Source organism: Bifidobacterium sp. FKU, from assembly GCF_026016385.1.
Lineage (GTDB): Bacteria > Actinomycetota > Actinomycetes > Actinomycetales > Bifidobacteriaceae > Bifidobacterium > Bifidobacterium infantis.
In genome coordinates this window covers 1,704,206-1,718,663 of record NZ_CP092888.1, presented here as the reverse complement: position 1 = coordinate 1,718,663, position 14,458 = coordinate 1,704,206, and the positions used below count along the sequence as shown (strand labels likewise).

Genomic DNA, 14,458 nt, shown 5'->3' with positions numbered 1-14,458 from the left:
ATCGTGATGGCGTGACGCCTGGCAACACCGGCATGCCGAACCAGCAGGGGAGAAGGAGCCAAATGTTCAGTGTGCTTGACATGTTCACCATCGGCGTCGGACCTTCATCCTCGCACACTGTAGGCCCGATGGTCGCGGCACATGCCTTCGCCTCCTCGTTGCAGGCCGACCATTTGGTCGATCGCACCGCACGTGTCAAAATCACGCTTTACGGTTCTCTGGCGCTGACCGGTCTCGGCCACGGCACCGATCGCGCCGCAATGGCCGGGCTCGAAGGCAATCTGCCGGCCACCGTGGATACCGACCACATGATGCACATCCGCGAGACCTGCGCGTTGGACGATACTCTGAACCTTGCCGGCCTCAGACGCATCCATTTCGACTACGACCGCGACGTGGTGTTCGAACAATGGAAGCGCATGGCCGCGCACCCCAATGGCATGCGATTCCAGGCTTTCGACGCCGCCGCAAGCTTGGTCGACGAACAGGTCTGGTATTCCATCGGCGGCGGATTCGTGCGCAAAGGCGCTCCCGAAGACCCGATGATCGGCATTCATGAACGCCCTCCGGAAGGCACCTCCTTTGCCGACGCGGACGAATCATCATCCACTGATTTCGGCGTCGAGGCACCCTACCCGTTCTCGTCATGCACCGAACTGGTGTCGTTGTGCCGGGAACATCATCTCAGCATCGCCGAACTTGTATGGGCCAACGAAACCGCTTCACGCTCGGGCGCCCAGGTCCGATCCGATATTGATACCATCTGGCGTGTTATGCGCGCCTGTGTGGACCACGGATGCACCTCGGCGGAACCCACATTGCCCGGTGGCCTTGACGTACCCCGCCGCGCGCCGAAAATGTATCGGCGTCTCGCCTTGAATTCCGATGTGCTGCGCCGCGACAACCGGCGCAAAGACGCCGTGCTCGAATCCTCGGACGCCGCATGGGTGGATCTCTTCGCCTTGGCCGTTTCTGAGGAGAATGCCGGAGGCGGGCGCATCGTGACCGCTCCGACCAACGGTTCCGCCGGCATCATCCCCGCCGTGCTCCATTACTACTGGCATTTCGTGGACAACGCCGATGAACAGGGCGTGGTCACGTTTCTGCTGACCGCCGGTGCCATCGGATACCTGTTCAAACGCAACGCCTCAATTTCCGGTGCGGAAGTCGGTTGCCAGGGCGAAGTCGGCTCGGCCTGTTCGATGGCGGCGGCCGGACTTGCCGCAGTCATGGGCGGCACGCCGGAGCAGGTGGAGAATGCGGCCGAGATAGGCATCGAACACAATCTGGGCCTGACTTGCGATCCGGTGGGCGGTCTGGTGCAGATTCCATGCATCGAGCGCAATGCCATGGCCGCCAACACCGCCATCAACGCCGTGCGTATGGCCATGCTCGGCGACGGCTCACATATCGTGACCCTTGATCAGGCCATCGAAACCATGAAGCAGACCGGGGAAGACATGATGGCCAAATACAAGGAGACCTCCAAGGGCGGGCTTGCCGTCAATGTCGTCGAATGCTGATTGACATGTCTGGTATTCACCAGCATGATGACCGGAATTGACGTATACGGCCGGCGTGTCGTATCGCACAGGGATGAAGGACTACCGCCGATTCGCCGATGGTGCTAAGGTAGGGCGCATTGTGTCTTTGAAGGAGGACTAATGGCAGATCAGATGCCTCAGGTGAACGCCGAATACGGCACCACGCCCGTTATCGAGTTCCCGACGCCCGAAGCCCCGAAGGGCCTCAAGGTTGTGGAGCTGACCGAGGGCGACGGCCCTATCGTGCGTCGCGGCGACACCGTCACCGTGAACTATCACGGCGTGGTGTGGGGTAAGGACACCCCATTCGACTCCAGCTTCGACCGTCATCAGCCCGCCAGCTTCGGCATCGGCGTGGGACAGGTCATCAAGGGCTGGGACCAGACCGTGCCGGGCCATAACGTGGGTTCGCGTCTGGTGGTTTCCATTCCGCCGGAATACGGCTACGGTTCCCGCGGCATCCCGCAGGCCGGCATCGGCGGCGAGGACACGCTGGTGTTCGTCATCGACATCATTTCCACCCGCTGACCACAGGTCAGCACATGACGAACGCCGGGGTCATAGCCGGCGTTTTGTCATAAATAACGAAGATTGTTTCAGCATCGACAACGGTTCAGGAGGACGATATGGCTGAGGACAAGGTCTACCTGCTGACGCAGGAAGCATACAACAAGATGAAGGAAGAGCTTGCCCATCGTGAAGGTGAGCTGCGTGAGGAAATCGCGCACAAGATCGCCGTGGCTCGCGCCGAGGGCGACTTGTCCGAAAACGGCGGCTACCAGGCCGCCCGTGAGGCGCAGAGCAAGAACGAGGGCCGCATCACCGAGCTCACTGTCAAGCTGCGCGATTCCAAGATCATCGAGAATGCTCCGGAAGGCACCGTGGGCGAGGGCTCTGTGGTGACCATCGAGCTCAACGGCAACGAGATGACCTACGTGCTCGGCAGCCGTGACATCGTGGCCGGCACCGACTACGACATCATGACCCCGGATTCCCCGATTGGCAAGGCCATCGAGGGTGCCAAGGTGGGCGACGTTGTTTCCTACACCGCACCGAACGGCCGCGAGCTGTCCGTGACGGTCAAGGCCGCCAAGCCGCTGGCCTGACGTCGTCTCAACGCGAGGGAGGGGTTCCGGACGATTCCGGAACCCCTCCCCGTTCGTTGGCCCGGCACCGTCGCCGGGCCTGGAGACGTCAATGCCACAGCGAGATGATCACCATGTAGATGGCCACCATATGGCAGGCATATCCGGCCACCGTTCCGCAGTGGAAAATCTCATGGAAGCCGAAGACGCGAGGCCAAGGGTCGGGCTTGCGCAAGGCGTAGACGATGGCGCCGAGGATATAGCAGGCACCGCCGGCGCACAGCAGCGCCACCACGGCTGGCCCCGCATACGGCGAATTCCAGAACATCACCATATAAGCCAGGCCGTAGATGCCGAAGATGATGTACACCACCGTATACAACCAGCGTGGCGCGTTGATCCAGATCACGTGAATCACGATGGCGATGGCCGTGCACGCCCACATCGATATGATGATCACATTGCGCCAGAACGGTTCCAGCGCAAACGAGACCGGGGTATACGTGCCGGCAATGAGCAGGAAGATGTTGACATGATCGATACGCCGCAGCACATCGGTGACGCGCGGGCTCCAATCGCCCAGATGGTAGCAGGCCGAATTGGTGAACAGAATCAGAGACGCTGTCATGAACACGGCACACGCCCACTTCAGACTCGCGCCATGTGCCAGGCATATAAGCACGATGCCTGCCGCCAATGACAGGGGAGCGGCAATCGCGTGAATCCAGCCGCGCATCAACGGCTTTGGCCGTCCGTGCACGTCGAGACGAATCCTGCGCGGCGTTTGCACCGGGGCGATGCCCTCGATCCTCAGCGCGTGGTTCTCCGCTTTGGCGAGCGTGCGTCGGGCGCGCTCCTCGGCTGCGGCCCGTATGGACGCGGCCTTGAACCGGGCTTTGGCCCGTATCGTATCCGCCTTGGCCCGCGTCGCCTGTTCGAGCGCCTGCTCGGCCGCCTGACGCTTGGATTCGATGGCGGCGTCCGGCGTGGCCGTCGAATCGTCGCGAGTGTCATGGCGCATCGTTGCCGTTGCGTCGTCATCCGCTGATGCCATGATGGTTCCCCCGTTTCACGAGTTGGCGATACGTTACTTACGCTGCCGTAACCTACGTCAGCGTAACATCTATGCTGGTCAACGATGCGGACGCCGATGTGGACACCGCGCTTCTTCCTCGCCGTCGGGCGATGCGACGTCGCATCTGCGTATGATAGTGACATGGCTGATTTTTCACATATCCTTGCAACGCGCCCCGACTTCGACGACGAGGACCGCGAGTGGCTGCATCATCTTGTCGCCGATTGGCAGGTGATCGCCGATTTGAGCTTCGCCGATCTGCTGCTGCTGGTACAGAATGGCGATGGTAAATACGTGGTGGCCGAGCAATGCCGTCCATCCACCGTGATGACGCTGCGGGCGGAAGACGTGGTGGGAAACGTCATGCCGGACGACATGGTCGGCGAATTGGACGCCGCCATGCTCTCCAGCGTGGTGTTCCGCTCCACGGTATTGAGAACTGTGGGCAAGGCGACCGTCTGCAACGTGTACGCGCCGGTTCGGCACAATGGCAAGACCTTGGGCTTGGTCGTGCGTGAGACCAATATGGCCACACGAGAATCCAACGGCCGATATGAGTCGGAAAGCATCAATGCCGGCAAGCAGCTGTACGAGATGATTCCGCGAGGCCAATTCCCCTACAAGGATTCGGTGATGAGCCAACGCCATATCGCTCGCGTGGCGGACGGCTTCATCATCCTGACCATGGACGGCGTGGTTCGATACGCAGCCCCGAACGCCATCAGCTGCTTTAGGCGTCTCGGTTTGCTGACCACCATGCCTGGCCATTACCTCAGCGAACTTGGCACACAGCTGCTGAAGGAGAACGACCCCGTTCCGGAAACCCTGCCATTGGTGCTGACCGGCAAGGCCGCGGTGGACTCCGAACTTGACGCCAACCGTTCCGCCGTTTCGATGCGCTCGCTGCCCTTGTATGACAACAACGGCCGTATCGGAGCGATTCTGCTATGCCGTGACGTCACCGAGCTGCGCCGCCGAGAGCAGGAGCTGCAGACCAAGGACGCCACGATTTCCGAGATTCACCATCGTGTCAAGAACAACCTGCAGGCCGTCTCTGCGCTACTGAGGCTTCAGGCTCGTAAAACCAAGTCGGATGAGGTCAAGAAGGAATTGCAGGAGGCGCAACGCCGCGTGCAGACCATCGCCATGGTGCATGAGGGATTGAGCCAGACCGCCGACGAAGTCGTCGACTTCGACAAGGTAATCGCCAACCTGCTGCGCATGGCCGTGGACTTGGCCACGATGAAAGACCAGCATATCGATATCAACTACATGGGCAAGTTCGGCATGATGCCCGCTCAGGATGCCACGCCGCTGTCCCTCGTGCTGACCGAGCTCATCACCAATTCGGTGGAGCATGGGTTCGAAGGCCGCAAGGATGGCCATATCACGATTTCCGTGGGCCGCTCCGGCCCGAACCTCAATGTGGTGGTTGAAGATGACGGTTCCGGTCTCGGCTCCGAAGAGCAGGGTGGATTGGCTCGTTCTTCCGGTTCCGGTTTGGGCACGCAGATCATCAACACCTTCGTGACCAATGATTTCGGTGGTTCCGTGCATTGGGAGCCGCGCCGCGAAGGCGGCACCCGTGTGGTGCTCGATATGAAGCTCAGGGCTGCTCAGGACGAGTGACGAGAAGCCCGAAATGAGGAAACCCTCCCGAGTGGGAGGGTTTCCTGGTATAACGAAGAAATAATCAAAACATCAGATTTGCATCTGCATGGCCTGAGAACGGCGGGCGCGCATGGCGCGGCGCTTCAGCGCACGACGCTCGTCTTCGCTCAAGCCGCCCCACACGCCGTAATCCTGATTGGTGTCCAGTGCGCACTTCAGGCATGCGTCAATCACCTTGCAGGTGCGGCACACGGCCTTGGCCTCCTCAATCTGCTGATAAGCTGCACCGGTGTTGCCCACCGGGAAGAAGAGTTCCGGATCCTTGTCGCGACATGCGGCCTTGGCTCGCCAATCAAAAGCGCTGCTCATTGCTTGCCTCCCTTAAAAGCCCCGTGACTGGTGTTGTTCCTTAAGTCCAGTACCAAGGTAACCACGAACCGTGGTGATTTTCAAGAGGTTTCGCCGAGAAAAAACCGAAGTTCTCACGAAGCGCACTGCACCAGACATGCCGATGTGCCCTCGATGAGCACGGCCCGGCCCGCGTTGTCGGCATCGATAAGACTCATTGTATCCAATAGGCGAGCGGGGATTCCAGCCATAAGATCGGATGTTCTCTCCCCGCACGGGAACACGATTCTGGTATTGCAATGCTCCGGTATGCGTATCGGTCGAATCGTGCTGACGGCGAATACCACGCTGACGGACTCATCAGCCAACGCATGCGTGAAAGACAGCGCCTGTTCGTCGGTGCGGAATGGATCGAACAACTCATCGGCATCGTCGACAAACCACACGATATGCGGAGGCGGTGGTGCATCCGAGCTGGCATACGGCATGCGACGGCCGCTATGAAGCCATTGCGAGCTCCATACCCGGCGATGCGGGGAACTGACACGTACCGCCAAGCCATCGGCAATGCTGGCGTGTCGAGCCAATGTTTCCAGCAACGTGGTTTTGCCACGCCCCTGCGGGCCGATGACGCCGATATTGCCGCCGATGAGGGATACTGTCGCCTCTCGCAGATTGATGCCATCGTCGGCAAGTCCAAATCGAATGCGTTGCGGTGCGTGATCGGCCACAGTCCGGTCTTTTACGTGCCGGGGGAGTGGCGCGGTAAACAGGGGCGGTTGCGGCGGGCTTGCGACGAACCGCGATGCGAACGCGATCTGGCGGCACACCGCATCGATATCGCGTGCCGTTGCACAGCGGAATGCCGTCACCTGTTCGGAATCGTTGCAGAACGCCGCACCGGGCATTGCCGGACTGAGGTCGGCGGCACGACCATCGCCAAGCAGCTCGCATGATTGCAGACGGTCCCGAACCCGTAAGCAAATGCTGACGGACATATTCGCCTTCATATCGGCGCTGACCTGGCCCATGGGATTCTGCGTACAGGCGATCAGGTACATGCCCAGCGACCTGCCGAGCGAGGCAATACGCACCAGACGATTCACATAATCCGGGAGCTGGTCCTTCAGAGCATGGAATTCGTCAATGACCACGATCAGGCGCGGTGGCGGATTGACCATATCGCGGATATCGGAAGCACGGATAGCGGCGGACAGCTGCTCACGGCGTGTCAGTTCGGCTTCCAACGCACGCAACGCGCGTACGGCATGCGCCAGATCCAGATCGCATACGCTGCCAACGGTATGAGGCAGCCGTTCGAGTTTGCGGAACGCGGAACCGCCTTTGAAGTCCAAAAACACGAAATTCAGATGTTCGGGCCCGTTCATCGAGGCGAGCGCCAGACACCAGCTTTGCAGCAACACGGATTTGCCGGAACCGGTGGTGCCGGCTACCAAGGCATGTGGTCCCTGACGGTTCAGGTCGAGCGTCAGCGGCTCGCTTCCGGTCATGCCAATCGGCACCGCAAGGTCAAGGGGCTCAAGCCAGTGGCCCACAATGGTGCGCCATGGCAGGCGTGCGAAGTGCAGCAGCGATTCTATCGACTGCGACGGCGCATGACGGAGGTCTGCGACGCGGTCATCGGCGTCGTCCGCGATACCGACATCGATCGTTGCCTGTTGCGGGGCGGGAGCCTTCTCCGGACCCGGAGATGAAGGGAGCGTCAGCAGCAGGGACACGAGACAGGCGAATATGCCTGGCGTGATCATGGCGGCGAACAGCCATTGCCCGTGCAACAGCAGTATGACCATCATCAGTGCCTGCGCGATCATCGGGCACGCCGCGGCAAGCATGGTCAGGCGGGCGCGCAATGGCGGCGCGCCCAAACGGTGCTTCGCCCGGGATACGGCGGATGCCGTATGGGCGGAATGTCGCTTCGAATCGTTCTGCTGTGATGTCATGCTTCCAGCGTGGGGGAGCGCGTGCCGAAAGCGCAAGTCGAATCAAGGTATGTGGTTCCAGCTTGCCGAGTTATCCACATGACATCTTGCCAGTGCATGATTGGCTGCGTGGGCAACGGCGGCGATCATGCGCCGACGATGAAGCCGATGGGCTCCGGGAAAGCGTCGGTCAGCCTTCCGCCAGATTGCCCACGGCGCCGGCCTTATGCGTGCCGTCGGCAAGCTGATTGAACAGTTCGGTGTTCTTGGCGTCGTCGAGCAGCACCGAGGAGCCAACGCCATCAACGTAATAATCTGGGTCGGACCAGTACACGCTGCCGGAGATGCCATTCGAGCCGGTGGCGCTTTTGAACGCCAACGCCATGGTGAGCAACGTGTAAGGGTTGGTCTTCTCGTCCACGGTGAGTGCGCTCATCGCGGCATTGGACACTGCCACGACTTTGGACGGATTGGTCAGGGTCCCACTGCTGGAAGCCGTCTTGACGATGGCCGAGATGACCTGCCGCTGGCGTTCGTTGCGCCCGAAGTCTCCTCGCGCGTCGGCGTATCGCATACGAGAGAAGGACAATGCGGTGGAACCATCCGCCGTATGGCATCCCGCCTTCCAGTTCAGTCCGGAATAGGAATCCTGAACATCCTCGTCATAGCACAGTTCGATACCGCCCAAGGCGTTCACCACGTTCTGCAGACCGCCGAACTTGATCTGCGCCACATGATCGATTTTCTGGCCGGTGATTTGCTCGACGTTGCTTATCAAAGCCTTCTTGCCCGCAATCTGCGCCACCGCATTGATTTTCATGTACTGGTTATCGACGTTCATGAGCGAATCGCGGGGAATGGAAATCAACGAACTCGGCCCGCTTTTGGGCTTGATCAGCACCAGAATCGTATCGGTCCTGAAGCCAGAGATATCGTCCACGCCGCCGTAATCGGTGGAACCGTCACGCTCATCGGAGCCAAGAATCAGCCAGGTCGAGGCCGGCGTATTGGGGGTGTCGGTCAGCCAGTCGCTCCGATTCAGTTTGCTGTCCACCCATTGCCAGGCGCCGAAAACGGAAAGAATCAACGCCGCCACCAGCACCGCAATCGCGCATAAGATGATGCGCAAGGCGCGCGGCCGGTGTGCCGTTACCGTTTTCGCCGTTGCCGCCGCCGGCCGGTCAATATGGCTGAACTTCGTGGACACGTTTGCTGCTGGCGATGAGGGCCGGGAAACCGGCATATCCGACGGATTGCGCACGGCGTTGCGGGATGAGCCGGAAGACATCCGTGCTCGCGACGGCGGAATACTGCGCGGCGCGGCGGCATCCGGAGCCGCGCCGCGAGTGGCACGTCCGGTTTTCGGAGAAAAACTGGGCGGAGTCCGCCTGCCGTTGTCCGCGGCATTGGTGCTTGCCTTGGCATTGGCGTTCGGTTGGGGCTCTTCGACGTTATTTCCCATGACAGACAGACGGTCCGATGGAGCCTGCCCTGACTGACGTGAGGCGCGGGCAGGGGCGAAGGAGCGTGGCACCTGCCCGGAAGGCCGGGGGCGTCGATTTCCCGCAGGAATGAAGCTTGGCGGGTTGATATGCGGATCTGCCCCACCTGATTCCTGCGTCATAACCCCTCCTGAAACTGTCGATTGTCTGAATGACACTTTGACACAGCATCCGCCGGGTGTTCCTGCGCTATGGTGTTCCTGCGCAGGAACGGCACAATATCATGTGCAACGGCGTCAGGGCATCGCGTTCACGCCATAGCACACAGTTCCATAAAAATGATGTAATGACACGAGAAAGAATTTGACAAAACCGAAATTGCATGTGTGTAATTTAGTCCGTATGAAAAGCTCAATAGGCAAGGAGAATCGCATGTGGGGTGTGGTCGACGATTCAGCCGAAGAGCCATGGCATGAATTGTGGGGACTATTCCGACCTGATGGCGATGTATCTTGGCAGCACAAGGCGTTGTGCGCGCAAACCGATCCGGAGGCGTTCTTCCCGGAAAAGGGAGGCTCAACCCGTGATGCCAAACGTGTGTGCGCAAAATGCGAAGTGCGTGAGCAATGCCTGAAATGGGCCATCGATCATGATGAGCGGTTCGGTATTTGGGGTGGCATGAGCGAGCGCGAACGTCGCCGATATAAGCGAGAGCACCGAGAGCAGGCGTAGTTCCACACACCCCCTTCAAGTCTGGTGCGTACACTGGGAATTTATGAGTCCGACAGGTAATAGCGATATTCATGAGGCGTTGGCTGACGCCATGTCTTCTCGACCGTATACGCATAGGCAGGATGTGGATACCGGCATTACGGCTGTGATCACCGTTGAGGAGGATATGCGTTTCCTCCGGTCTACATTGCGTTCGGTATTGACACAGAATGTTCTCCCGGGAGTTGTCATCATCGCCGACGCGGCCGGACGCACCAGTTCGAGGATAACCACCTCGTTCGAGGTCATCCCCTCGCCGTCGGGGCCGGTGATGGAGGTGCCGCAGTCCAAGCATGTGACCATTCACATCGTCTCGGCCAAGGGTGCACGCTCCTTCGGTGATGCGGTCAGCCGGGCATTGGATCGTGCCGATCTGGGTGATGTTCCCCGCGCATTGTGGCTACTCCATGATGATTCCCGTCCCTCGGATGCCTCATGCCTTGAACGATTGCTTGAGGCATGGCGCAATACGCCGGGTGCCAGTGTGCTTGGATGCAAGCAGTGCGATTGGGAAGGCTCCCATCTGCATGATGTCGGTATGTATGCGGGTCACCACGCCGTGCACTCCCTGGTGGTCGATGGAGAACCCGATCAGGAGCAGTATGACGGGCGACAGGATGTGTTTGCGGTGTCGCTGGCGGGCGCGCTGGTGTCCATGTCGCAATTCACGCGACTGCGGGGCATCAATGCCTGGCTGACCACCTACAGCGAATCGGTTGATTTCTGCCGCCGCGTCTGCCTGAGCGGCGGACGCGTGGTGGTTGTCCCGCAAGCGGAGATATCACATCGTCGTGCACGGTATGAAGGCATTCGTACGCGAGGCGGGGAGCCGCTTAAAGACGATCACACGGTCAATCATGCAATGACGGTGCATCGTTCCCAACAGCGGTATCTGTACACGGATCTGGCCATGTCATCCTGGTTTATCGTCTGGCTGTGGAGGCTGCTCCGCAGTTTTGGCATGGCCATAGCCATGATGTTCGGCAAGAAGCCGTATGAAGCATGGGTGCAATTGTGCCTGCCATGGCTGGCTTTGGCCGATATCGCGGGAAACATGAAATCACGCAGGCTGGTGGCCAGACAGTCGAAGGTCACCGCGTCGTCCCTGCAGGTCTTGCTCGCCGACAGTCGGCAGATCAAGCAGTTCCACGATCGTCGGGACGCATTCCAATCCCAGCAGGACAGAGTGCTGCTCAGTCCGCTGGAACGTGCCCATCTGCGGATACGCACCATATATCGCTGGAGTGCGGCCGTGGTGATGGCGCTGGTGTGCTTTGCGGCCATCGCGGTGATGTATTGGCCGGTGTTCCGTTCGACATTCTCCGGCGGATCGTTGTATTCCGATGTGTTGCTTCCCACCGGTGCCAGCTTCACGCAACTGGTGCAGTCCGCCACCACGCCGTGGGTGTTTGGCAGCGGCACCGGCATTCCTGCGCCGCCCATGCCGTGGCTGCTGGTGCTGATGCTGGCCTCGCTGGTCACGCTCGGCCATGTGACCGCCGCTTTGGCGATGATACTGTTTGTGGCCGCGCCGCTGAGCGCATTGTCGTTCTGGGCGCTGGCGGGCGTATTCACCCGCTCGGACGTGGTTCGTGTGCTGGGAGGACTGCTGTGGGCATCCACCGGCATTATGTTCGGCTGGTATGCGCAGGCCAATATGCCGATGCTCACCGTAATGGTGTTCCTGCCGGCCGCGTTCGCATTCGTGTTCCGTGCCGTGGGCATGTACCATACCGAAGACCCGCTTAAACCGCGCACATCCGTTCAGGCCGCAGCCATCGCCGCACTGTGCTTCATCCCTGTGGTGGCCGCCGAACCGCAGCTGCTGTTCGCGCTGATCGTCGTGTTCCTGATGTTCCTGCTATTCGTGCGTCGCAAGCGCGCCATGCTGTTGCTTATTCCGGTTCCTGCCGCCTTTGCGGTGGCTCCTACGCTCGTCAATGCGGTGCGTTACGCCGGTTTGGGCATGTGGCGTCAACTGTTCGGCGACGTCACGGTGCCAACGTCATCCGCCAACGGGTCGCCGGCGTCGCTGAGTCTGCTTGAGGCCGTACAGCGTGCGCTGGGATGGCGAATGGGGTCGACCGATTATGCCGATTTGGCGGTCACTGTGCTGTTTGGCGTCATCACGCTGCTTGCTCTTGCTTCGCTGGTGCTGCCGTTCGCGTTGCGGACCTCGCGACTGATGTGGGTGGTAATCGTCTGCGGAGGCGCGCTCGCCCTGGTCTCCAGCCGTGTGGCCATAACCGTGGATGCCGATGGTGTCGTGGTCGGTTCCGCGCAGCCGGGCATCGCGATGATGATATTGGGCTTCCTTGCCTGCGTGTGTCTCGTCGCCGGTGGTGCGGTGAAGCGATTCCAACCGTTGCATGCGTCTGGCAGTGATCCCGCACCGAAAAGGGACCGTCTGCATGTGCTCATCGTGTCTGGCCGTGTGGTGCTTGCTCTGATACTGGTGTGCTGCATTGGCATCCAATGCATGTATGGCATCGAACGTCATAAGGATACGGGACTGGGCGTGTCCGAAAACGGCCTGCCCATGGTCACCACCGATTATCTGGAGGCCAGTGCCGATCATCGTGTGCTTGCCGTGAGCGCGGAGACCCGCAACATCGTCAACTATGCGGTGATGCGCACCTCGCGCGGCGATCTGATCGACAGCTCTCCGGTCCAGCGGGCGCGCCTGCTGTCCGGCAAGCATGATGTGGTTGACGAACAGCTGGCCCAGGCCTGTGCCTCGCTGCTGTCCAATCCCGACGAAGAAGCCATCGCGGCCATCAGCGCGCTTGGATTCGGCGGCATCTACGTGGTTCCCGAGACCGGCGATTCCTCGAACGACATGCCGTATGAACAGTTGAGCGCGAATATCGCCGCATCGAACGGCACCCAGTCCCTGGTCTCCACGGATAGCGGCAGCTACTATCGTCTGACGCTGCGTAGCAGCGCCTCACAGCAGGTGGATACCTCATGGCAGCAACGTGCACAGCATAGTGTCTGGAGGCACGCCTGGCTGATATGCCTAGGTGTGATCACGGCGTTGTACTGCTTGGTCGCCATGCCTCGCAGACGACTGTCCTACGGATTGGAGGAGCAGGCATGAGCAACACAACTTCTGGTTTCAAACGTGCGATCGGCATCGTGCTCGGTGTGATCACCATGCTGGTGTTGATTGCGCTGTTCGTCGTTCTCGTCATGGCCCCCATCCCCAATATCTGGGTGGATAAGGTGGCCGCTTCCGATAATGCCATCGACCAGACCGTTAGTCCGACCCAGTCCGAAACCTACTGCCCGGCACCTATGGGATTGGCCGATACCGGCACGTATGGCGACAGCGCCTTCCAGGCCACTGTCGGCAATCTGAGCACACAGGCGCGCTATGCGGCGTTCGGCTCCGTCTACAGCGCCACTGTCTCGGCGATCGGGCAAAAGTCCAGTTCAGATGACGTAACTTTGAAAGACGCCGATCCGACCGACGATTCCTCGGTGAAAACCGGTGCTCAGAAGATCAATCAGGGAGCTCGCCTGATCAATACCCGTATGCTGCAGGCCGCAGCCGGCACCGGCGCCGTCGGCACCATCGCATCATGGGCCGATGATGGCGATGTGAGAGGCGTATCGGCGGCATCCTGCGTATCGACCTCGCTCAGCCAGTCGTTCCTGCTCTCCGGCGGCACGACCGGTACCACACAGCAGCTCATCGTCTCGAATCCCTCCACCAAGCCGACCACCGTCGACATTGCCGTCTGGGGTTCCGAGACAGCCGGGAAGATGGCATTGTCCACCCAATCCACGCTGTCTGTGCCGGCCGAGGGGGAGTCATCGATGGAACTGTCCGCCGCGGTCGATGGGCAGCATGGTCTGTTCGTGACCGTTTCCAGCAAGGAGACTCCTATCGCGTCCGTGGTACGTACGGTGACCATGGATGGTCTGACACCGAAGGGTTCTGATTTCGCGCTGCCGCTGCCGACCGCATCCAATGCATCGGTGGCGCCGTCCATCACTGCCGGCGATGCGGTCACCGCTTATCTGTTCGCCAAGGCAGACACCAGCACCGGGCTGTCATGGATTACCGACAAAGGCTTGGTTCCCGCCAAAGATGCCACCGTCACTGCCGATAAGGTGACGGCGATCGACTTGGGAGAGGCTCCTGATGGGGCGTTGGGCGTGATGTCCACCGCAGAGGATGCCGTGTCGTTCTCCGTCAAGGCCACACGCTCCGGTGACTCCGGCCAAGCCGATTTCGCATTGGTCAATGCTGGCGAGCCATCCGAATTCTCGGGGTTGGCCCTTCCCGACGGAGTAAAGGCCTCCATCACGCTGGCCAATACGTCCAATGCGCGCAGGACGGTCACCTTGCACGCCTACGATGATGCCGGTGCTTCGGTAACCTCCAAGGAAATCACACTGGATGCGAACGCAGCGCAAACGATTGAGACCGGCAAACTTTCCGGCGATCATGGCACCGCGGTCGCGCTGATGTTGGAGGACTCATCCAAGAAAGTGAGCTGGGGAGCGCGGTTCAGTCACGATTCGTTGCAAGACAAGGACATCGCCGGATTGTCCGTCATCGACGCTTCAACGCTGATGCCCGCCACGGTTCATGTCTGGGCTCGGAATGATTCCTCCATCGTCAAGTAGAAGG

At 60.2% G+C, this 14,458-nt stretch carries 11 protein-coding genes; 7 read left to right on the top strand and 4 right to left on the bottom strand.

What is annotated here, in order from left to right:
- Positions 1-62: 62 nt before the first annotated feature.
- From MMB48_RS07845 to MMB48_RS07835, 3 genes are all read left to right on the top strand, one after another.
- Positions 63-1,523, top strand: coding sequence for an L-serine ammonia-lyase (locus MMB48_RS07845; RefSeq protein ID WP_032744376.1), 1,461 nt, complete (start codon positions 63-65; stop codon positions 1,521-1,523).
- Between the two features lie 141 nt (positions 1,524-1,664).
- Positions 1,665-2,072: an FKBP-type peptidyl-prolyl cis-trans isomerase gene (locus MMB48_RS07840; protein ID WP_012578073.1), complete on the top strand. Its 408-nt coding sequence runs from the start codon at positions 1,665-1,667 to the stop codon at positions 2,070-2,072.
- Between the two features lie 98 nt (positions 2,073-2,170).
- The gene (locus MMB48_RS07835; protein ID WP_007055115.1) at positions 2,171-2,650 is read left to right on the top strand and encodes a GreA/GreB family elongation factor; all 480 of its coding nucleotides are present in this window, start codon (positions 2,171-2,173) and stop codon (positions 2,648-2,650) included.
- 88 nt (positions 2,651-2,738) lie between these two features.
- On the opposite strand, the gene trhA is transcribed toward MMB48_RS07835, so the two are convergent.
- Complete coding sequence (gene trhA, locus MMB48_RS07830; protein ID WP_172664380.1) at positions 2,739-3,683, bottom strand: PAQR family membrane homeostasis protein TrhA; 945 nt, start codon at positions 3,681-3,683, stop codon at positions 2,739-2,741.
- A 162-nt stretch (positions 3,684-3,845) separates the two neighbouring features.
- On the opposite strand from trhA, the gene MMB48_RS07825 reads away from it, so the two are divergent.
- The gene (locus MMB48_RS07825; RefSeq protein ID WP_032744375.1) at positions 3,846-5,333 is read left to right on the top strand and encodes a sensor histidine kinase; all 1,488 of its coding nucleotides are present in this window, start codon (positions 3,846-3,848) and stop codon (positions 5,331-5,333) included.
- A 72-nt stretch (positions 5,334-5,405) separates the two neighbouring features.
- Here the strand turns inward: MMB48_RS07825 and MMB48_RS07820 are convergent, their stop codons facing one another.
- The 3 genes from MMB48_RS07820 to MMB48_RS11705 form a co-directional block, all read right to left on the bottom strand.
- Positions 5,406-5,684, bottom strand: a complete 279-nt coding sequence (locus MMB48_RS07820) for a WhiB family transcriptional regulator (protein ID WP_003835265.1) — start codon at positions 5,682-5,684, stop codon at positions 5,406-5,408.
- A gap of 113 nt (positions 5,685-5,797) precedes the next feature.
- Positions 5,798-7,624, bottom strand: a complete 1,827-nt coding sequence (locus tag MMB48_RS07815) for an FtsK/SpoIIIE domain-containing protein (RefSeq protein ID WP_032744374.1) — start codon at positions 7,622-7,624, stop codon at positions 5,798-5,800.
- A 169-nt stretch (positions 7,625-7,793) separates the two neighbouring features.
- Positions 7,794-8,699 carry an LCP family protein gene (locus tag MMB48_RS11705; protein ID WP_050496269.1) on the bottom strand — a complete coding sequence of 302 codons (906 nt, stop codon included), beginning with the start codon at positions 8,697-8,699 and terminating at the stop codon, positions 7,794-7,796.
- Between the two features lie 778 nt (positions 8,700-9,477).
- On the opposite strand from MMB48_RS11705, the gene MMB48_RS07805 reads away from it, so the two are divergent.
- From MMB48_RS07805 to MMB48_RS07795, 3 genes are read left to right on the top strand one after another with little or no spacing between them, the layout of a single operon-like run.
- The gene (locus MMB48_RS07805; protein WP_012578068.1) at positions 9,478-9,777 is read left to right on the top strand and encodes a WhiB family transcriptional regulator; all 300 of its coding nucleotides are present in this window, start codon (positions 9,478-9,480) and stop codon (positions 9,775-9,777) included.
- A 43-nt stretch (positions 9,778-9,820) separates the two neighbouring features.
- Positions 9,821-12,916: a glycosyltransferase family 2 protein gene (locus MMB48_RS07800; RefSeq protein ID WP_032744372.1), complete on the top strand. Its 3,096-nt coding sequence runs from the start codon at positions 9,821-9,823 to the stop codon at positions 12,914-12,916.
- Positions 12,913-14,454 (top strand): DUF5719 family protein, encoded by a 1,542-nt coding sequence (locus MMB48_RS07795; RefSeq protein ID WP_032744371.1) that lies wholly within the window; start codon positions 12,913-12,915, stop codon positions 14,452-14,454. The genes MMB48_RS07800 and MMB48_RS07795 overlap by 4 nt, the downstream gene beginning before the upstream one ends.
- Positions 14,455-14,458 lie beyond the last annotated feature (4 nt).